The organism is Nocardia africana NBRC 100379 (assembly GCF_001612635.1).
Classification (GTDB): Bacteria; Actinomycetota; Actinomycetes; order Mycobacteriales; family Mycobacteriaceae; genus Nocardia; species Nocardia africana.
Genome location: NZ_BDAV01000011.1, coordinates 419349 through 439212, shown reverse-complemented (window position 1 = coordinate 439212; position 19864 = coordinate 419349). Strand labels below are relative to the sequence as shown.

The window sequence follows — 19864 nt, the reverse complement described above, 5'->3', positions numbered from 1 at the left end:
GATATGAGAACGATCAGGCATTCGAATTCGCCACGGCGGCGATCCGGCGCTCGATGGCGCGGCTGTCGGTCAACCACTCCCACCGACGCGCGGCAAACCAGAACACCAGTGCCGCCAGACGTGCCGCCCGCGAAACCGCCCCGCGCGATGGGAATCTCCTACACCGCAGCCCTGTACACGCAGCGGTGTCGAGTGCGTGAAGGGCGGGGAGGAGGGCATGCCTTTGTGGCCGGGCATGCCCGTGCCCGACCACAATTGTTGTAATGCGTTCAGGGGCAGCCCGGTCGAGTTCGAACGGCGTACGAGTTCAACTACGCTGCATCCCGCGCTGCCGGATGTGAGCTGTGCTGCTACGCGCGACCAGCCCGGTGTCGTAGGTACCGGTGAGAAATTCGGGGATGTCCAGCAGGCGGCGCAGAAACTGCAAGTTAGTCGTCACGGGCGCGACTTCGATTTCCGCCAGCATCTGCCGAGCACGCTCGATGGCCTGGTCGCGGTCGCTGCCGTACACGCATAGCTTGGCGATCAGCGGGTCGTAGTAGCGAGTCACCTCCCGGCCGGCGTCGAAACCAGCATCCACGCGTAACCAATCGTGGATTGGCAGTTGCCAACTATGGATGAATCCCGGTGCAGGCAAGAACGTTTCGGGGTCTTCAGCGTAGAGGCGGAACTCGATGGCGTGACCGACCGGTTCTTGGTCGCGGACGTCGACTCGCTCCCCCGCGGCGACCAGGAGCTGCAGTTCGACCAGATCGGTGCGCGTGACCAGCTCTGTGACCGGATGCTCGACCTGCAGCCGAGTGTTCATCTCCAGAAAGGCGATTTCATCGGAGCCTGGGTCGACGAGGAACTCGACGGTCCCGGCGCCCTTGTAATCGACCGCTTCGCCTGCCCTGCGAGCCGCCTGCCACAAGCGATCACGAGCGGCCTGGGAGAGGCGCGGTGCCGGAGACTCCTCCGCCACCTTTTGAAACCGTCGTTGCACCGAACAATCACGCTCTCCGAAGACGAAGATTCCGTCGCCGGTGCCCATGATTTGGACTTCGATGTGGCGGGCCGGCTCGATGAGCTGCTCCAACAGGATGTCGCCGCGCCCGAATATCCGCTCAGCCCGGGATCGGGCGGCGTCGAACATTGCGCCCAGGCGATCCGCGGACTCGACCGCGCTCATCCCGATGCCGCCGCCACCCGCGGCTGCTTTGAGCATGAGCGGAAACCCGATCTGCTCGGCTTGGGCAAGCGCTTGCATGCTGTCTGAGGGGGGTTCGGCTGAACCGCGCGCAACGGGGACCCCTGATTGCGCCATGAGCTCGCGGGCGCGGATCTTGTCGCCCATCGCCTCGATCACCTTCGGCGACGGTCCGACCCAAATCAGGCCGGCATCGATGACTGCCTGGGCGAAATCCGCGTTCTCTGACAGCAATCCGTAACCGGGATGGACAGCCTGCGCACCGGTGGTCAGTGCAGCCTCGATGATTCGGTCCTGCCGCAGGTACGACTCGTTGACCGGTGCCGGCCCGATCCTGACCGCGTCGTCGGCTACACCGGGGTGGATCGCGTCGGCATCGGCGTCGGAGAATACCGCCACCGAACGAATTCCCAGACGTCGCGCCGTGCGCGCGATCCGCACCGCGATCTCGCCGCGGTTGGCAATCAGCAATTTGTCGAACATCAATGAGGCTCCTGGTCATCGTGCCTGTGTTTTCGGCGCAGTTCGGAAAACGTTCCGGAGGTCGGCGCGCCGGTGCGGCGGGTTGATAATCGGGAATGTGCATTCGGTCGCGGCGGTTGCGACACCACTGTGGTAAAAGTCGGGCATGAGGAATGTCCTCAGCAGCACCGGGCATTATGGGGTCTCTATCCGGGCAAGTACCGAGCCGACGTCGACTGCCGCCCCCGGTTCGGCCTCGATGCTGGTTACCACGCCGTCGACCGGCGCGGTGACGGGAATCTCCATTTTCATCGACTCCAGGATCATGATCTCGTCGTCGGCTCGCACCGTGTCGCCTACCGCGACCAGTACCTGCCAGATACTGGCGTTGATTTCCGCTGTAACGATCGCCATGGGTGTCTCCCTGTGATTGGTCTGTATGCGAGATCGGTGGTGGGCGGTCACGGGCGGATCGCCCAGGGTTTGGCTCGAGGCCCGATCTTGGTTCGCATTGCATGCAGGCTCGCGTTGAGGAATCTGGCTACGACCCGCCGCGTCTGGCGCGGATCGATCATCATTTCGACGCCGAATGCCTCGACCGTCTTCCATGGATTCGCCTCGCGCAGCATGCGTTCTTCGATCTCACGCCGGAACGCGTCGGGGTCGGTGGCTTTCTCGATTTCGCTGCGAAAGCCGGCTTCCACGCCGCCTTCGATGGGCATGTCGCCCCATTCGACTGAGGGCCAAGCGATGCGGAGCCCGAGCGCATCGGGGTCCGAGGTTGCCGAGACGGCCATGCCGTACGCCTTGCGCACGTGAATTGTCACGATCGGGACATCTGCTTCCACCAGCGACTGGATGGCACGCATACCCCAGCGGACGACATTGGCGCGTTCCGCCGCCGGGCCAACCATAAATCCGGGAACGTCAACGAAATTGATGATGGGCAGGTGGAAGGTGCTGCACAGGTCGGTGAAGCGAACCTGCTTTTCGGCGGCGGCAGCGTCGAGTGCTCCGGCCATGTGCATCGGGTTGTTCCCGATCAGTCCTACAGGTATCCCGTCGATTCTGGCGAAGGCGGTAACCACTGCTTTCCCCCAGTCGGGCCCGATCTCGAACAGTGACTCCGCGTCGACTACGTCAGCCATCACCGCCGCCATGCGATAACCGCGGCGGCGGTTTTCCGGAACAAGGGACATGACTCGTTCGCACAGCCGGTCGGCCGGGTCGCTCTGTGGTCCGCGTGGTGGCAGCTCCCAGACGTTCTGCGGCAGGTAGCTCAGCACCCGCTTGATCTGGTCGATGGCGTCTGCCTCGTCGCGTGCCAGGTTGTCGATAGCTCCGGACTCGGAGGTGTGTACCTTCGCTCCTCCGAGTTGGTGCTTGTCCACCTCCTGGCCGAGTGCCCGGCGCACCACTGGCGGCCCGCCGGCAAACAGCACGCTGCCCTGGCTGATGACACTGAAATGGCTGAGTACCGCGCGGCCGGCGGTGCCGCCTGCCGCGGCGCCGAGCACCGCCACTAGCACTGGGACCTCGTTGAGCAGTCCGATGCTGCGTTTCCAACTCATCGAACTTACGAGGTAGGAATGGCCGACCTCGTCTTGGGCCGACACGTCGCCTCCGATGCCTTCCATGAAAAGCACCGCTGGAATGCGATATTCGTGCGCCAGATCCTCGATGAATCCGCCCATGCCGCCCTTGTATCGATCGAGGTAGGTCTGTGGCGCTCCGGCCCGCACGGTGAAGTCTTCTCCGCCGAGCGCGACTGGGCGGCCGTCGATCTCGCCTAGACCGCAGACATAGCTCGAGGCGCTGGTGCCGATCTGTTTGCCGCTCGAGTCGCGGACCGGGAATCCTGCAAGCTCTCCGACTTCGGTGAAGTGGTCGGCGATCATGTCGATGCGTTCGCGGATGGTCAGTCTGCCCTGCGCGTGCTGGCGAGCCACGCGTTCGGGTCCGCCGAGCCGTTGCGCTGCAGCCTGTCGTCGCCCGAGTTCTGCCAAGCTGTCCTGCCAATTGAAGCTCACCGCTCGACCTCCACCAGGGCGGTCGGACCGACCCGGTCGATCAGGTAGGGGCTGTCCGAATCCCAGAAGGTGGCCGCGTACCTGGACAGATAATCCTCTGCGTCGAAGGCGGTTTCCGGGGCGTGTACGCCGGGTGCTACGTCTTCGATGTGGAGTACACCGACCACAGCGGGTCGGGCTGTCTCCAAGCTCATCGAACCTGCGACTGGTCCGCCCGGCAGAACGAGGACTCCGTCGGCTTGGTCGTTCGTGGCTCCCACTGCGGCAGCCCCGATATTGCGCGGCAGCGGCGGTCCGATCAAAGGGGTCGCGATCGCCTGCGGGCACTCAGCGAGTTTCCGGGCGATCTGCTGCAGGGCTTGGTTTTCATCGATCTCACCTGCAGCTACCCGCTCGAGATAGGGCAGCATCACCTGGTCGGTGCCCGCATTGACGGTGCCGATGTTGATGCAGTCCATGGTGGGGACGGTGCGCGGCACGGTAACCGGTTCGGGATGGCCTATCACCCGGTACAGCCCGGTCTCGCCGGCCGAGGTAGTGACCCGATATTTTGCGCGCCACGCGCGCTCTCTGGTCAATTCGCCGCCACGCCACAACAGAACGTCGGAGGAGGTTTGCGTGATCAGGTGGGTATAGGCGGCACGGCCTTCGGCGAAGGAGGCCGACAGTGCGCGGGCGTGCACGGCAGCTGTCGCGGCGTCCATGCCCTCATTGGAGTTGCCCCAGAATGTCGCCAACAGGTCGGTGCGGTCAAGCGTGCGAGCGGCGATGACTGCAAGGTAGTTGGTCAGCCCAGGGCTGACCCCGAGCCCGACGACCGCCCGCACGCCTGCGTCACGTGCCTGTGCGTGGCGATCGAGCAGCGCCAAGGTGGGCTCGGGATCGTCACAGACGTCGATGTAGTCCGCCCCCGCGTTGATTGCCGCGTCGAGAACTACGGTCCCCCACACATCGAAGGGGCCCGCAGTGTTGACCACGACGTCGGCTTCGCGCAGCGCCGCATCCAACGAACTGTCGGAAATCAGGTCGACCTCGACGAACCGGACGCGTTCGTCCATTAGCCCCTTCGGCGCCACCCGATCTGCGATCGAAATCCGGTGCTCGCTGGTGGCCAGCAGTTCGGTAACCACTCGGCGACCGACGCGACCGGCGCCGCCTACAACCACTACATGCATCAGTTCTCCTGTTCGATTCCGCTTGTCGGAAGCGGGTTTTCAGCCACTGGAATAGGAACTCGCGATCAGCACCGGGTCAGGTCGATTACCTGTTCGGCGACAGATCGGTCGAGAAGGTGCTTTTGGATCGCCCCAGTCCCGGGGCCGCGAACCAGCGAATCCGGGTCGGCCAGTTGGACATAGCGCGGAACGGCGAACCGTGGCAGCAGCGCTGCGCAAAAGTCACGGAAGGTGATTGGGTCGAAGACCGCCTCGTCGTCGACGACGAGGAATACTTTGATTTCGTCCTCGCCGCCAAGCGCATCCGTCACGCCGATCGCGGCGCATTCGAGCACGCCCGGTGCCGATCGCACGACGGATTCGAGTTCGTAGGCCGAAACGTTTTCTCCGCGCCGCCGCAGACTGTCTGTAAGGCGGCCGGCGTACCAGAAGAAGCCGTCGGAATCGCGACGGACCAGATCGCCGGTGTGAAACCAGCCGTCAGCGAATGCGGCATCAGTCGCGGACGGGCGCTGCCAGTATCCCTGGCAGATGATGTCGGCGCGGCGCGGGCGGGTCAGCATCTGCCCGACGGTGCCGTCCGGGGCCTCGTTGCCATCGGGCCCGACGATTGATATATCGAAGTCGGCCCGTACCTTGCCCATCGCGCCACGGCGGTTGTCGTCCAGTGACGAATAGATCGGACCATTGGCCTCGGTCTGCCCATACATCTGCAGGATCGGCACGCCGTGTCGATCGGTGAACCATGCGAAGGCTTCCTCCGGGACCGGAGCCGCCAGGATCAAGCGCAGTCGTTGCAGCACGGAAGACGGAGGAGTGGCCGAGTTGATAAGCGCGGAGAGCATTGCCCCGACTCCGCCGAACCAGGTGGCTTCGAAACGTTCCAAGTCGCGCCAGAATCCCGACACACTGAATCGCGGCACAAACGCGAAGGCCGATCCATGCTGCAGACTTGCCGGAACAGCGATGTGGGCGTCCACGTGGAAAAACGGCAGGCAGAAGTAAGTCACATCTGCTGGGGAGAGCTCCACGACTCGCCCGAGTATCGCGGCGTAATAGGAGTAGTAGCCGTGCGGGATCATCACTCCCTTGGAGGGCCCAGTCGTGCCGGAGGTATACAGCAGTGATGCCAGCTCGGAGGACCGCGGGCGCGGGCCGAAGGTTGTGGGTGCGATGGAGTCGGTGAACGCAACATCTTCGAGCGCTACCGCGGGCAGTGCCGGCGCCTCGGCCTCGACTCGCGAGCGCAGTGCCTTGTCGACGATCACCAACGTTGGGTCACTGTCGGCGAGCACGTGCCGCAACAGTGGTCCCCGGAGTTCGGTGTTGACCGCCACTTCGACACCGCCGACGAGCCAGATCCCGTAGACCACCGCGAGGTGCTCGATGCTGTTGGCGGCCATGACAGCAACTCGATCACCCTTTCGGATGCCGGCGCCCCGAAGGAAATTGGCGGCGGACCGAGAAGCCGCTGCGAACTGCGTGACGGTCATGTCGCCCTGGTCTGATCGGATGAGGAGCTGGGCGGGCCGGTTGGCGAGCGCTTCGGCGAGGTCGTGGAGGGGGCCGGCGCTGTGCTCGTCGGCGGCGATCTTCATTGATTACTCCTTGAGCGGGTGGTGATTTCGGGCCATTCGAACGGCGAACTCGCCGTTGGCGTCGGCGACTGCTTTGGGGTCCAGGTGGCGCTCGGGGCGGAACCAGATAGCGGTGTATTCGCAGATGTTCACGACCGCGAAGGTCAGTGCGGTGACATCTGGGGTGGCGAAGACTCCTTGTTCGACGCCCTCGGTGATGATCGAGCGGACTCTGTCGATATGGGCGCGGTTGAGTGCGCGGACCTCATGGGTGTGCTCAGGCGACAGGTGCTCCGACAGTTGGGTCGCCGCATGGGTGACGGACAGGACCGTCTGCGCCTCATCGCGGTACTGCAGTTGCAGTCGGGTGTGGGTGGTGGCCAGCAGACGGAGCTTGGATTCGGGGTCGCCCACGGTGCCGATTGCTTGGGCGATCTCCCGGTTGAACGTCTCCAGATTGGTCCGGAGGAACTCGAACAGAATCTCCTCTTTGGAGGCGAAGTGCCAGTACAGCGATGGAGGCGTAATGCCGACCGCGCGCGCGATGTCGGTGACCTTCGTTTTCGCGTAACCGCGTTCGTGGAAAAGCTGCGCCGCCGCTCGCAAAATCTCTTCCCGTGTTTCGGCGGCGTGGTCGACGCTTCCAGTCATGGACTTACCCCAATCTGTCTAATATCGGTTATTCGGTAGTTTTATCCTTCCATTCGATGCCTGTGGGAACGAACGCAGCCCGGATGAGTACCAGCTCGTCTTCGCTGAGGACGCGGGATCGTCGTTCGGCGCGATCCCATCCGACGAGGGTCGCCCGCGATCTGGCATGAAGCTCCCCATCCACCGCATGCATTTCCTCGGTGATGGCGAACCGTCGCGTGCTCAGGTCCTCGACGCGAATCGATACTCGAATGGGGCTGTCGGCCAAGCGAACCTCGCGCAGGTATTCGATGTTCTGGACAGCGACCACATACGAAGGTTCGGTGTGCCCGGCGCCGCCGGCGAGCCAGCGGACGCGAGCCTCCTCGAACAGTGCCAGGTATGCAGCGGCGCTGACATGCCCGAGATAGTCGAAGTCCGCGCGGCGAAGTTCGATCGAGGTGTACCACGCCGACGGTGCGCTCACGACAGCTCCTCGCCGACCGTTACGCGATCCGGGCCGCCCGGCATTAGATAGCGGGCACCCTTGATGAACAGCGGAATGCCGAAGACCACGATGAGAGCGATGGCGCCGATCATGTACCCCACAGCGATCAGGTCGACGATGCCTATAGCCGACAACAGCGCACCGAACAGCAATGCGGCGGCCGTAATACCTACGCGCATCGAAGGTTTCATCGTCGAGCGCCCGAGATCGGCGAGATTGGAATCGACACGCTGCACGATCGACTGCACCAGCCCGACCGACGCCGCCACCAAGGTCCAGCCGACGACCACGCCGTAGACGACGGTCACCCACCGAGGCTGGTCACGAAGCATCTCCAGCCAAGGAACCGGGGCATCGAAAACCGAACCCGCTGGGTAGAAGCCCATCAGTGCGAAGTAGGCGAGGAACCACGGAACCACATACAGCGCGCCGGTGAAGATCGCAGAGACAGCCGAATCGCGTCGAGTGTGCAGATGCCGGACCGTCATCAAGGTGGACGGGTACACCACGAATCCCAGGCCGACGTACACGGCTCCGAGCAGCGCTGCATCGAGCAACGTTCCGTGGGGCTTCAGGCTGTGGTCGTTGCCGGCAAGTACGGAATCGATCTGCTCGACGTGTGTGGTGATGACCAAAATCGAGAACGCGGCGTAGGCGCACATCAGCGCGACGGTGCCGACGCTGTTGAATCGCTCGACAAAGCCGGCACCCGCAAACACCACCACCGCTGTGACGACGATGATGACCGAGACCCCGCCCCAGTACGGCAGGCTCAGTGTGTCGAGGAGCATGTTGCCGGCCGCAGAGGACAGTACTGCGATGATGGCGATCGCGAACGGGATGTAGATGAGGTCGAAGAGCCAGTACCACCGGCCGATGAGGTGCTGTGTCATCGCTCGGTAGTCGAATAGCCGCCAGCGGCGAGCGGTTTCGTAGACCAGATAGGCCAGCAGTGTGCCTGTCGCCGCCATCGCCACACCCGCGGTCCAGCCGAGTCCGCCGTAGACGGCGCCGAATTCGATGACCTCGCGCCCGGTCGCGTAGGCACCTCCGTGCGCGACCGCCTGAAACATGAGAGCCGGAATCAGAAGTCGCGACAAGACTCGCAGCGGTGACCGCCGCTTCGCGGTCGTCATCTCGAGCGCATCGCTCATAGGATTCCCTCTCCCTAATAATGATTATTAGGGAGAGTACGACGCGGAGCTAGCCATGCGCAAGAGACGGCATTGGGCAACCCGGCAGCCAAACCGGCGACCGTGCGGGTCGCTGCGTCGATTCGACACCGCTGATCCGACCAGGAAGGCCATTGCATGCCCGGCCGTCGAGATGCGGTTCCAGTACACCCAGCGCCTCTGGCCAGGAACCGATACGGGAGCCGATCCGTAAGCGCCCCAACCTATCTCACGACGTTGATCACGACAGGCGTGGCAGAACCAGTCGACGATCCCTGCCGCACACCGCGAATACGCTCACCACCAATCGAACGCCGGTGCCCAGCGGTCAGGGCGATGGCTTTGCCATAGCGGCCAGTTGGCTTGCGTAGGTGTCGAGCACCGCGAGGGCCGCGTCGGAGTCCTTATCCGCGAGCCAGTTCAGTCCGAGGCCGTCGATGACACTGACGAGCGTCCGAGCAAGGGACGGGACCGGCACGGTCCAGCGAATTCCGGCGCGCTGGGCGATCGTGTCGAGCAGGCGGGTGGAGGCACGGAAGTAGCCCTCGTACTGGCGCCGGGCCAGATCTGCCAGTTCGGGGTCTCGCAGGGCGTAGACGGTGAGCTCGTAGAGCGCCAACTGCTTGTCCGCCGGCTCTACGATGCTCTGCCACATGTGCCGCAAGGCGCCGCGGATCGTGGCATCGAGGTCGTCGGTCACCAGATCGACGACAGAGGACAAGTCCACGAGTTCAGCGACTGTCGTCGTGATCAACTCGGCCAGGAGTTCATTTTTGCTTCGGAAGCAATAGTGGAATATTCCCTGCGGCATTCCCGCCTCGGCGGTGATCGTCCTGGTTGTCAGGTCGGCGATGCCGACCCGGGCGATAACCCGCGCAGCGGCAGCCAAGAGCAGTGCCCGGCGGTCGGCGACTGCCAGCCTGGCCATGGGCTTCCTCCTGCATCGAATACCAGCGTGAACGTGCGACGCGCTCAGGATACCAATCCCCACTCCAACTTTGTTGCTTGACCAAGTTGGCTGACATAGTTCAGACTCTGAGGCCACAGTGACCCGCCTCACTGGCCTACTCCGCACAGAAGACGAGTGCCGTTCATGTCGAAATCCACCCCCCAGCGTTCAAGGGCCCTCCATGCCGGATTGACCGTGCCCAAGATCGTTTTCCTCGTTATCGCAGCGGCGTCTCCGCTCGCTGCGATGGTCGCGACCCTCCCGCTGGCATTCACCCTCGGTGCGGGTGCAGCAACGCCGGCGATGTACGTGATCTCAGGCGCAATCCTGCTGTGCTTCTCGGTCGGTTACGCGGCCATGAGTAGGCAGATCACCAGTGCCGGGGGCTTGTACGCATACATTGCGGCTGGACTGGGGCGGGTGCCCGCTGTGGCGGCAGGTTTCGTCGGGATGCTCTCCTACAACGCCCTTGCGGTGATGCTGGTGGCCACCTTCGGCTACTTCACCCACCTCGTGGTCGCCGGGTTCGGCTTCGATTGGCCGTGGGTTGTCCATGCCGGCCTCGCGATCGCCCTCACCGCGATATTGGGATACCGCAGAGTCGATCTCAGCGCCCGCGTATTGGGGGTCCTGGTTGCGGCGGAACTGGCAGTCCTGGTTGTGCTGGATGCGTCGATGGTGGGGCGCCACGGCGGCGCCGCATTCCCACTCGCGGCGTTCGATCTGGCCGGGATAGGGCAGGGTGCGCTGGGACTCGGGCTGATGTTCGCCTTCACCTCCTTCCTGGGGTTCGAAGCCGCCGCTCTCTACGGTGAGGAATCACGGAATCCCAAGAGGACCGTGCCCGTGGCGACCTATTGCTCGATCGCTGTTGTCGCGATCTTCTACGGCCTCACGAGCTGGATCACGGTCGGCGCACTCGGGCTGGACAATGTTCGCCAGGAAGCCGCCCACAAGCTCGGCGATCTCATTATCGATCTCACGGCTGACCACCTCGGCGCAGCCGCCGCCGCCTTACTCAGCGTGCTGCTGCTGACCAGTCTTTTCGCCACTTTGGTAGCCACGCACAACTCGACGAATCGTCTGGCTTTCGCGCTCGGACGCGAAGGTGTTCTCCCTCGGTCACTGGGGCGGGTTCACGTCGTTCATCAGTCACCGGCCCGAGCCAGCGCGTTCCAGAGCGCGTTCAACGCCACCGTGATCGCGATCTTCGCGATCGCAGGGATGGATCCCTATCGCACGCTCGCGGTGAGCATGTCCGGGCTCGGCACTCTCGGGCTCGTGTCTCTGCAGGCGGTGACGGCATTTGCGGTGGTCGGGTACTTCCGCGGACGACGCGATCGGCGGTGGTGGCGTACCGCGCTGGCGCCGGCCCTTGGCGGGATCGGTCTCACCGCTGCGGTCGTGCTGATCATTGCGCATTATCCGAGCCTGACCGGGGTCGGCAATCCGGTCGTGAATTCGTTGCCGCTGGTCTTGGTGGCAGCCGCGGCAGTCGGTGCCGGCTACGCCCTGTGGCTACGACGGGCTCACCCTGACGTCTATGCCGCAATCGGTGCAGATGCGTCGCACGACGAGCCAACCGCTGGGCCGGAAAACCCTGCCCCGCAATCGAATCCCATCCGAAGTGGAGACCAGAAGTGACTGACACTGTACGAGAACCGTTGACCGTCATCGTTGTCGGTGGCGCGGGCGGCATGGGCCGCCACGCCGTGCGAGCTATCGCCCGTCTCGGCACGGCGAAACGCCTGCTGATCGCCGATCTCGACTTGGCTCGAGCGTCGCTGTTAGCAGACGAAGTCGGGCCCATAGCCGAACCGGTCCAACTCGATGCCACCGACGAGGCATCGATGCGGGCCGCGTTCGCCGAATGCGATGTCGTGCTGAACACTATGGGGCCGTTCACGCGGTTCGGTACTCCCATCCTGTGCGCGGCGCTCGAATCCGGCTGCGACTATCTCGACATCGACGACGATTGGCAATCGACGGTTGAGGCTCTCGGACTCGATGGGTTCGCCCGCCAGGGCGGACGCAGAGTCGTTGTAGGCATCGGCGCGAGCCCGGGAACGACCAACATGTGTGCGCGGCTGGCGGCTGAGCGCCTCGACGTTGTCGACGAACTGTTCACCGGTTGGAGCCTCGGTGAAGCAGTCGTCGAGCCAGAGGCGGCCTACCCATCCACCAGCGCCGCCGCGGCCGCCGAGCATTGGCTGCTGCAGTGCACTGGTAAAATCCGAGCCTGGGCGCACGGAGCGCCGGCAGACATCGATCCCCTTGCGCGTGTCGACCTCGCCTTTCCCGGGATCGGAACCGTACACGCGTACACCATGGGCCACCCGGAACCTGTGACCCTACCTATCTCCTATCCGGCACTACGCCGGTCAGTGAATCTGCAGGCCGGCCCAGACGAACTGATCGACCAATTGCGCACTGTGGCAGCCAAATTCGAGGCAGGTGCGCTCAGCGCGGCAGATGCCGCCGACCTGATCGATTCACGTCCCGCCCAACCCGGCCCGGCCGAGACACCTGCTCTGCCGAACCTGTGGGCTCTGGCCCGCGGTTCCAGAAATGGCAGGCCCATGACAATTGCGGCGTATCCCCGCCACGACCTGCCCGGGCGAATGGGAGGGCACACCGGCATCCCACTGGCTATCGGACTCGAACTGCTGCGGCGCGGCAAGATCGCCGAACCCGGTGTCCACGCGCCCGAAAAAGCCTTCACACCAATGGATTTCTTCGAACTGTACGCACAGTTCACAACCGAACCCACGGCGACGATGCAAGACCTCCTCGCCGTCGAAGAGACCTCTGACTGACAAGCAGTCGGAGCAGTGAAAAACAACCACTCAGCACCAAGGAGAATCATGGGATCCTCAGCCCAAGATCTGCAAGCACTAGGCCAAGCAGCCACCATCATCGGCGCACTCGGTGCAGTCATCGGTGGCATCGGCGGCGCCCTAGGACTTGCCGCTATCCTCCCCTCCCTGTCGGCCTGACACCAGAGCCGCCCTACCTGAGACCTGGCCGACACGGACCCTGTTTGTCACGACGTGTCGGCCAGGCTCTGCCTCAGACAGTCGCCTGTGGGGCCATCACTTCCCGCGCCGCACTGGCGAAAACTCACCATCGCACCGCGAGCCGCTTCGCCCCTTCCGACCACTCACGTCGGCGCCACGATGGCCCGCCTGCACGCCAGGCAATCCTATGCCGTCACAGTGACGTTTTCGGCCCGTCCTAACTTTTGCCTGGATGAAGGCACCGGGCTCCAGTACGCGGGGCCGCGGCCGATCCGCGAACTGCGCAAGCAAACACGCCCGGTACTGCTTCGGTGAGGTACTGCGACAGGAATCGAACCTCACTGCACCGGTGTCACCATGATTGTGACCTGCTGGATCGCCACAGAGTTTGCCGAAAATACCAGCGCCGATTCCGGTTACGGCGCCCACAACCGGGCGGCGGTGTCGGCGCGTTGTCGGCCCTGCCCGGCCGATAAGGCCGCCGCGCACATCTGACACGGAATGCGGCGACGCTGTCTGCGTGCGTGCTCATCGCCGCGATGGCCGTCGTCCGGGATATGGTCGCTTCGAGCGCTGCCCGGCCACTATCCTGCGCCGCTGCGGCTCGCGCACCGAGCTCCACCGCGGCAACTGGTCACTCCTCGGGCCGCGCACTGAGGAACCGCGGCGAGCGGGCGGCCGTATGCATGGCACGGATTTCACGAGGGGCGGCATTCCACCATCGCCGGACCGCGCGCGATAGGCCCGACTGCTCGGCGAAACCAACCATGCCCGCCACCTGCCCCAGGGGCAGGTCGGTGGTGGTGAGCAGACGATGGGCGGTCTCGCGCCGGACGTCGTCGACCAAACGTCCGAAGGTGGTGTTCTCCTGCTCGAGGCGCCGCTGCAGCGTGCGCTCGTGCATCGACAGCAATCGCGCCACCGCTGCCACATCGATCATCCGCGTGCCGACCGACTCCCGGACGATGGCTCGCACTCGGGGCGCGATCTCGCTGCGTACCGACGCGGCGGTTGGCGCGGGCGCCTGTTCGGCCAAGAATGCCAGCGCGAGGCGACGGAGGTTGTCGTTGACGCCGATCAGCTTGAAGTTCAGTACTTTTCGGGGAACACGCAGCACGGCCGCACGGTGCCCGGGCCTCGCGAAATACACCGGGCACCCGAAGAATTCCTGATAGATCCGCCCGGACGCGGGTGGGCGGTACGGCAGTTCGACGCCTGCCAGGCCGTAGTCCCCCTTGTGCAGATACGTGACCGCGCGGTGGGTGAAGGCCAGTCCCAGATCGGTTCCCTGCACCGGCCCCTCGGCGGTGGCGGGACCGTAGTACAAACCAGCCACGTCCCCGTGCCCGCGCGGATCGTCACCGACGGTCAGACGCAGGGAGCGGGCGTGCACGAACAGATACCGCGACGTGCACTCCATCGCGTCGCCGACGGTAGCGGAATGCTGCATCGCTACCGCGAGTGAACCCAGCATCGTCAGGTCCTGTCGCGCGGCCACACGCAATCCCAGATCCGGGCAGCCGAGATCGGATGCAGCGAACTCGAGCAACTCGGCCATCGCCATTCCGGGAACGAGCACATCATCGCTGTCCAGCGCGGCGACGGGCACCCCGGCCCAGCGGGTGTACCGCTCGGCGTTCCCACCTAGTTCGGCGACCACCGCGCGCAACCCTCGTAGTCCCGCCGAGCGGACGTAATCCACACGCACCCTTTCCGCCCGGAACGTCGCCTAGCGATAAGAACTTGTCGTCGTGAGGCAAGATTAGCCCACAGGCTCGCCAGCAGACTCGACGCATGGCAACCATTCGCGCAACCGATCCCGCCGACCTCACTCACCGCCTGGTGTGCAAGGTGCTGGACTGGATGGACGAGCACGGCTACGCCGCGGCCGAGCCCCTTCCACAGCGCGACATGCGCGCTCAGCCGCTGCTGGATCTGGCCGCAGGGTATGTCCAGCGCTCGATCGGCGCCTTCCCACGCCAGAGCGATCGCGCGCCGTGGCGGGTGCACCAGAACTATCTGCTCGACTCACTGACCACATTGCGCACCGACCTGGACCGAACCCTGATCGGCACGCGACCTGAAAAGGCTTGTAACCGCGCGGATCTGGTCGAGGAGAGCGTGTGATGGCCGGAACCGACTCAGTCGAGTGGCCCGTCTGGGACGCCGACATCCTGGGACCGGGATACTCCCGCCGGACACTCGATCTCGGCAAAGACCCCGACGGGGAAGGCGATGTGCGGGCGGTCGTGGTCCGCCGCGACCCCGGCGACGACGACACGGTCGGGGGCGCGGTCCTGTACCTGCACGGGTTCTCGGACTACTTCTTCCAAACCGATCTGGCGGAGTTCTTCGCTGCCCGTGGTCAGGCCTTCTACGCCCTGGATCTGCGCAAGAGTGGACGCGCCCGGCAGCCGGGTCAGACCGCCCACTACATCTCGCGGCTCGAGACCTACGACGAGGAGATCGAGCGCACCGTCGAGCTGATCATCGCCGAGCACGGCGCGATTCCGATCCTGGTGCTCGCGCATTCCACCGGCGGGCTCATCGCGTCGTTGTGGCTGGACCGCAGACGGCAGAGTCGCGGCGTCGATCCGATCGCCGGGCTGGTGCTCAACAGCCCATGGTTCGATCTGCAAGGCTCGGCGAAGATGCGCGGTCCGCTCACGTGGGCTCTGCGCGGGCTCGCACCCGTGCTGCCTCTGCGGCGATTGAACCTGCCGGCAAGCACCGCCTACGGAGATTCGTTGCATGTCGACGGATCCGGAGAGTGGGACTACGACCTCGCACTCAAGCCGCGCGCGGGCTTCCCGGTCACCGTGGGCTGGCTCAACGCGATCCGCCGCGGCCACGCTCGCCTGCATCGCGGCCTGAACGTCGGGGTTCCCGCCCTCGTGCTGCATTCGGACAAGACCCACTTCTCGCGCGCTTACACCGCGGCCGCCGACCGCGCCGACACCGTGCTCGATGTCGCCCAGATCGCCCGATGGTCCGGCTGTGTGGGAATCCACACCACCGTGATTCCGATCGACGATGCGCGCCACGACGTGTTCTTGTCCCTGCCCGAGGTGCGCGAACGCGCCTACGGTCGCCTCGATACCTGGCTGGACGAACGAATCCGCGACCGATTCGCGGCAGGAGAACCACGATGAACGACCTCGCCGAAACCCTCACCCGCACCGCCGCCGAGCATCCCGACCGGCCCGCTCTGCGATCCGGCGAGAACACGATCCGTTACACCGAATTGGACGACCTGACGGCGCGCGCGGCCGCGCTGATGGCCTCGATGGGCGTCGAACCGGGCGACCGCGTCGGGCTCATGTTGCCCAACGTCCTCGAATTCCCGGTCTTGTTCTACGGAGCGCTCCGCCTCGGTGCGGTCGTGGTGCCGATGAATCCGCTGCTCAAGAGCCGCGAAATCGCGCATTACACAACGGATTCACGGATGAAGCTGCTGTGGGCGCACGCGTCGGTACCCGAGCAGGAGACCGCGGCGGCGAGCTGCCGCGTCGAGCAAGTCGATCACGCACTGCTCGCGGCTCTCCCCGGACATCCTCGCGCACAGGCCGTTTCCCGCTCCGGCTCCGACACAGCGGTCATCGTCTACACTTCCGGCACCACCGGCGCTCCCAAGGGCGCTGAACTGACCCACGACAATCTGCACGGCAACGCGCGCATTCTCGTCGACGACCTGCTGGCACTGACCCCGCGGGACGTGATCATGGGAGTCCTGCCGCTGTTCCACATCTTCGGCTTGTCGTGTGTGCTGACCACCGCGGTCACCGCCGGAGCGCTGGTAACCCTGCTTCCGCGCTTCGAACCCGCGGCAGTTCTGGACACGATCGCGCGCGACGAGGTGACCGTGTTCGCGGGCGTCCCGACCATGTACACCGCCCTGACCCGGATGCCCGAGGCAGACCCGGCGCGCACCGCGACGCTGCGCACCTGCATCAGCGGCGGGGCCTCGCTGCCCACCGATGTTCTCCGTTCCTTCGAGAAACGTTTCGGCAATACGATTTTCGAAGGCTACGGTCTGTCGGAAACCTCCTCGGTCGCGGGCTTCAACCTCCTGGGCAGCGCCCGTCCCGGCTCGATCGGCACACCGATCCGGGGCGTGGAATTCCGAATCGTCGACGAGCAGCGCTGCCCCGTCGCACACGGGACTGTGGGCGAGCTCTGTGTGCGCGGACACAACGTGATGAAGGGTTACTGGAATCGCCCCGACGCCACCGCCGAGGCATTCGACAGCGACGACTGGTTCCACACCGGCGACCTCGCCCACCGCGACGACGACGGCTACTACTACATCGTCGACCGGAAAAAGGACCTCATCATCCGGGGCGGATTCAACGTCTACCCCCGCGAGATCGAGGAAGTGCTCTACGAACACCCCGCCGTTCACGAAGCCGCCGTCCTCGCGCTCCCTCACCCCACCCACGGCGAAGAGGTCGGCGCCGCGGTCGCGCTGCGCCCCGGCCACAACGCATCCGCCGACGAGTTGCGCGACTACGTGAAAGCCCGTGTGGCGCCGTACAAATACCCGCGTCACATCTGGTTCCTCGACGCGTTGCCAAAGAGTGCCTCGGGCAAGGTCCTCAAACGGTCGATCACAGTGCCCGATCCCCGCCACGAGAAAGGAGCGGCCATGAGCGATTCGAGTACCTCGACCGGAAGCCGGTTGAGCCGCATCGAGACCGAATCGGGCGCCGAACTGGCAGTCCTCACCATCGACAACCCGCCGCTGAACCTGTTCGACAAGGCGCTGCTGGAGTCGATCGCCGCCGACCTCGCCGATCTGGCCGCCGCCCCGCCGCGCGCGGTGCTGCTGCGCGCCGCGGGCAAGGTCGTCTCCGGCGGCGTGGACGTCCGCGTGTTCGACGGGCTGTCAGCCGAGCAGGGCATCGGGCTGTGGCGCGACCTGTTCGAGCGGATCATCCATCCGCTCGAGTCGTTGCCGTGCCCGGTGATCTTCGCCGCGCACGGACTGACCCTCACCGCAGCCTTCGAGATCGCCCTGGCCTGCGACATCATCCTGGCCGCGCCCAACGCGAAATTCGGTCTGGTGGAGACCGTGGTCGGGCTGACCCCGTCCATGGGCGGCCCGCAGCGCCTCGCCGAGCGGGCGGGCTCGGGCCGCGCCCGGGAACTGGTGATGACCGCCGATCTCTACGACGCGAAGACCCTCGCCGACTGGGGTGTGGTCAACGCCGTCCACGACGACGTCCAGACCGCCGCGCGCGAACTGGCCGCGCGCCTGGCCGACGGCCCCACCCGGGCGCACGCCGCGACGAAGCAGATCGTGACCGCGTGGCGTTCCGGCGGTGTGGCACACGCAGATTCGGTGACCCCGCAAGTGTCGGGCGAGCTGTTCATCACCGAGGACCTGCAAGGCGCGGTCGCCAGCTTCCTCGAGGCCGGCCCGGGCAAGGCGAATTACACCGGGCGGTAAACGCCCCCAACCACCCACGACGGCAATTACGTCCCCAGCACAATGGAGCAGTCAAAAGCCATGCAGCGCAAGATTTTCGACGCCGACCACGATTCCTTCCGAAAGACGGTCCGCGCGTTCATCGAAGAAGAAGTGGTACCCGTCTACGACGAATGGTATTCGGCCGGCATCGTTCCCCGCGAGTTCTACTACAAACTCGCCGAACTCGGCATCTTCGGCATCGAAGTGCCCGAGCAGTACGGCGGCGCGGGCATCGAGTCGTTCACCTTCGAAACCATCCTCATCGAGGAAACCGCCCGCGCCGGTGTCTCCCTCGGCGGCTCGACCGTGCACGTGAGCCTGTGCCTGCCGTATCTGAACAAGCTCGCCACCGACGAGCAGAAGCAGCGCTGGTTACCCGGATTCGTCACCGGCGACACCATGTTCGCCATCGCCATGACCGAACCCGGCACCGGCTCCGACTTGGCCGGAATGCGCACCACCGCAAAGCTTTCCGCCGACCGCACGCACTACATTCTCAACGGCGCCAAAACCTTCATCACCGGCGGAGTCCACGCCGACCGGGTGATCGTCTGCGCCCGCACCGCCGCGCCGAAGCCCGACGACCGCCGCCACGGCATCTCGCTGCTCGTGGTCGATACCGCCGCACCTGGCTACTCGGTGGGCCGCAAACTCGACAAACTCGGCCTCAAGGTCTCCGACACCGCCGAACTCACCTTCACCGACGTCCGCGTCCCGGTCGAGGACCTCCTCGGCGAAGAGAACAAAGGCTTCTCCTACCTCGGCCAGAACCTGCCTCAGGAACGGCTGTCCATCGCTATCGGCGCCTACGCCCAAGCCAAAGCCGCCATCGGCTTCGCCACCGAATACACCAAGCAGCGCAACGTCTTCGGCCAGCCCGTCGCCGGCTTCCAGAACACCAAATTCGAACTGGCCGCCTGCCGCGCCGAGATCGACGCCGCCGAAGCCGTCGTCGACCGCGCCCTCGAAGCCCTCGACGAAGGAAAACTCTCCCCCGCCGACGCCGCCTCCGCCAAACTCTTCTGCACCGAAGTAGCCGCCCGCGTCATCGACCGCTGCCTCCAGTTGCACGGCGGCTACGGCTTCATCAACGAATACCCCATCGCCCGCCTCTACGCCGACAACCGCGTCAACCGCATCTACGGCGGAACCAGCGAGGTCATGAAAACCATCATCGCCAAGGACATGGGCCTCTGAACCGAAACCGACACAGCGGGCGCGGCCGCGCAACTGTGCCCGCTGCCCTCCACCGCGTGTAGACGACCAGATACAGGTCCGGGTGGTCGGACGGCGCCAGCCGGTGGTCCGCTCTTTCACCACCGGCTCAACAATCGGCCTCGCAAGTTCCTCGGCTACCGAACCCCTGCCGAATTGGTTGTGTCGACGGTCTGAGGCTAGCGACGCCAACTGACGACATCACCGCCGTGCTGAACTGGCGCCTCGACCCCACCTCTCCCCTCGACGGGAGCCTTGCCACCCAATCCCTCGATGGGCTATCAAGTTCCGGAATCACGGGTAGCAATCGCCGAGCCGGATCGTCCACCTTCTCTCGCACTGTTGTCGGTTTCACCGGCGACATCGTGAGCAAGACAGCGACCGGGTTCTTGCACTTGCACTACCGTGACAAAGACATGATCAAACGACCCGGCGAGAACATCGCCGCGCTCGAAGTCGAAACCGTCCGG

General features: G+C 64.9%; 16 protein-coding genes and 1 pseudogene. 7 read left to right on the top strand and 10 right to left on the bottom strand.

Going from position 1 to position 19864, the window contains the following annotated elements; all coding sequences use genetic code 11:
* Positions 1 to 307 precede the first annotated feature (307 nt).
* From NA3_RS21090 to NA3_RS21050, 9 genes are all read right to left on the bottom strand, one after another.
* On the bottom strand, positions 308 to 1672 hold the full coding sequence (locus tag NA3_RS21090) for an acetyl-CoA carboxylase biotin carboxylase subunit (RefSeq protein WP_062965303.1): 1365 nt from the start codon (positions 1670 to 1672) through the stop codon (positions 308 to 310).
* Between the two features lie 174 nt (positions 1673 to 1846).
* Complete coding sequence (locus NA3_RS37035; protein WP_062965302.1) at positions 1847 to 2065, bottom strand: acyl-CoA carboxylase biotin carboxyl carrier protein subunit; 219 nt, start codon at positions 2063 to 2065, stop codon at positions 1847 to 1849.
* 47 nt (positions 2066 to 2112) lie between these two features.
* Positions 2113 to 3681, bottom strand: a complete 1569-nt coding sequence (locus NA3_RS38235; protein WP_062965301.1) for an acyl-CoA carboxylase subunit beta — start codon at positions 3679 to 3681, stop codon at positions 2113 to 2115.
* Entirely contained in the window at positions 3678 to 4856 is a 1179-nt protein-coding gene (locus tag NA3_RS21075) for a saccharopine dehydrogenase NADP-binding domain-containing protein (RefSeq protein WP_084491725.1), read from the bottom strand. Before NA3_RS21075 ends, NA3_RS38235 begins: the two co-directional genes overlap by 4 nt.
* Before the next feature lie 65 nt (positions 4857 to 4921).
* Positions 4922 to 6454: an AMP-binding protein gene (locus NA3_RS21070; protein WP_062965299.1), complete on the bottom strand. Its 1533-nt coding sequence runs from the start codon at positions 6452 to 6454 to the stop codon at positions 4922 to 4924.
* A gap of 3 nt (positions 6455 to 6457) precedes the next feature.
* A complete protein-coding gene (locus tag NA3_RS21065; protein ID WP_062965298.1) occupies positions 6458 to 7084 on the bottom strand; it encodes a TetR/AcrR family transcriptional regulator in 627 nt (208 codons plus the stop codon).
* 28 nt (positions 7085 to 7112) lie between these two features.
* Positions 7113 to 7550, bottom strand: a complete 438-nt coding sequence (locus tag NA3_RS37735) for an acyl-CoA thioesterase (RefSeq protein WP_062965297.1) — start codon at positions 7548 to 7550, stop codon at positions 7113 to 7115.
* Positions 7547 to 8725, bottom strand: a complete 1179-nt coding sequence (locus NA3_RS37730) for a hypothetical protein (protein ID WP_167355021.1) — start codon at positions 8723 to 8725, stop codon at positions 7547 to 7549. Before NA3_RS37730 ends, NA3_RS37735 begins: the two co-directional genes overlap by 4 nt.
* Positions 8726 to 9071: 346 nt before the next feature.
* Positions 9072 to 9671 carry a TetR/AcrR family transcriptional regulator gene (locus NA3_RS21050; RefSeq protein ID WP_062965295.1) on the bottom strand — a complete coding sequence of 200 codons (600 nt, stop codon included), beginning with the start codon at positions 9669 to 9671 and terminating at the stop codon, positions 9072 to 9074.
* 165 nt (positions 9672 to 9836) lie between these two features.
* Here NA3_RS21050 and NA3_RS21045 point away from each other — a divergent pair, with 165 nt between their 5' ends.
* Both NA3_RS21045 and NA3_RS21040 read left to right on the top strand, forming a co-directional pair.
* Positions 9837 to 11336, top strand: coding sequence for an APC family permease (locus NA3_RS21045; RefSeq protein ID WP_084491756.1), 1500 nt, complete (start codon positions 9837 to 9839; stop codon positions 11334 to 11336).
* Positions 11333 to 12508, top strand: coding sequence for a saccharopine dehydrogenase family protein (locus NA3_RS21040; protein ID WP_218021872.1), 1176 nt, complete (start codon positions 11333 to 11335; stop codon positions 12506 to 12508). Before NA3_RS21045 ends, NA3_RS21040 begins: the two co-directional genes overlap by 4 nt.
* An 835-nt stretch (positions 12509 to 13343) precedes the next feature.
* Here the strand turns inward: NA3_RS21040 and NA3_RS21035 are convergent.
* Positions 13344 to 14411: an AraC family transcriptional regulator gene (locus tag NA3_RS21035; RefSeq protein ID WP_062965293.1), complete on the bottom strand. Its 1068-nt coding sequence runs from the start codon at positions 14409 to 14411 to the stop codon at positions 13344 to 13346.
* Between the two features lie 92 nt (positions 14412 to 14503).
* Between NA3_RS21035 and NA3_RS21030 the strand changes: the two genes are divergently transcribed.
* The 5 genes and pseudogenes from NA3_RS21030 (at position 14504) to NA3_RS21015 (ending at position 19376) form a co-directional block, all read left to right on the top strand.
* Positions 14504 to 14836: a death domain-containing protein gene (locus tag NA3_RS21030; protein ID WP_062965292.1), complete on the top strand. Its 333-nt coding sequence runs from the start codon at positions 14504 to 14506 to the stop codon at positions 14834 to 14836.
* Positions 14836 to 15861 carry an alpha/beta hydrolase gene (locus tag NA3_RS21025; RefSeq protein WP_084491724.1) on the top strand — a complete coding sequence of 342 codons (1026 nt, stop codon included), beginning with the start codon at positions 14836 to 14838 and terminating at the stop codon, positions 15859 to 15861. Before NA3_RS21030 ends, NA3_RS21025 begins: the two co-directional genes overlap by 1 nt.
* Positions 15858 to 17288, top strand: a pseudogene (locus NA3_RS37725) (long-chain-fatty-acid--CoA ligase); the annotation flags it as partial. The gene NA3_RS21025 and the pseudogene NA3_RS37725, both read left to right, overlap by 4 nt.
* A gap of 66 nt (positions 17289 to 17354) precedes the next feature.
* Entirely contained in the window at positions 17355 to 18158 is an 804-nt protein-coding gene (locus NA3_RS37720) for an enoyl-CoA hydratase/isomerase family protein (protein ID WP_167355025.1), read from the top strand.
* A 60-nt stretch (positions 18159 to 18218) separates the two neighbouring features.
* Positions 18219 to 19376, top strand: coding sequence for an acyl-CoA dehydrogenase family protein (locus NA3_RS21015; protein ID WP_062965291.1), 1158 nt, complete (start codon positions 18219 to 18221; stop codon positions 19374 to 19376).
* Positions 19377 to 19864: the final 488 nt, after the last annotated feature.

Excerpts from the sequence above, each read along its gene's own strand:
- NA3_RS21090 (WP_062965303.1), bottom strand. The coding sequence starts at position 1,672 with ATGTTCGACAAATTGCTGATTGCCAACCGCGGCGAGATCGCGGTGCGG.
- NA3_RS37035 (WP_062965302.1), bottom strand. The coding sequence starts at position 2,065 with ATGGCGATCGTTACAGCGGAAATCAACGCCAGTATCTGGCAGGTACTG.
- NA3_RS21075 (WP_084491725.1), bottom strand. The coding sequence starts at position 4,856 with ATGCATGTAGTGGTTGTAGGCGGCGCCGGTCGCGTCGGTCGCCGAGTG.
- NA3_RS21070 (WP_062965299.1), bottom strand. The coding sequence starts at position 6,454 with ATGAAGATCGCCGCCGACGAGCACAGCGCCGGCCCCCTCCACGACCTC.
- NA3_RS21065 (WP_062965298.1), bottom strand. The coding sequence starts at position 7,084 with ATGACTGGAAGCGTCGACCACGCCGCCGAAACACGGGAAGAGATTTTG.
- NA3_RS37730 (WP_167355021.1), bottom strand. The coding sequence starts at position 8,725 with ATGAGCGATGCGCTCGAGATGACGACCGCGAAGCGGCGGTCACCGCTG.
- NA3_RS21050 (WP_062965295.1), bottom strand. The coding sequence starts at position 9,671 with ATGGCCAGGCTGGCAGTCGCCGACCGCCGGGCACTGCTCTTGGCTGCC.
- NA3_RS21045 (WP_084491756.1), top strand. The coding sequence starts at position 9,837 with ATGTCGAAATCCACCCCCCAGCGTTCAAGGGCCCTCCATGCCGGATTG.
- NA3_RS21030 (WP_062965292.1), top strand. The coding sequence starts at position 14,504 with ATGGCAACCATTCGCGCAACCGATCCCGCCGACCTCACTCACCGCCTG.
- NA3_RS21025 (WP_084491724.1), top strand. The coding sequence starts at position 14,836 with ATGGCCGGAACCGACTCAGTCGAGTGGCCCGTCTGGGACGCCGACATC.
- NA3_RS37720 (WP_167355025.1), top strand. The coding sequence starts at position 17,355 with ATGAGCGATTCGAGTACCTCGACCGGAAGCCGGTTGAGCCGCATCGAG.
- NA3_RS21015 (WP_062965291.1), top strand. The coding sequence starts at position 18,219 with ATGCAGCGCAAGATTTTCGACGCCGACCACGATTCCTTCCGAAAGACG.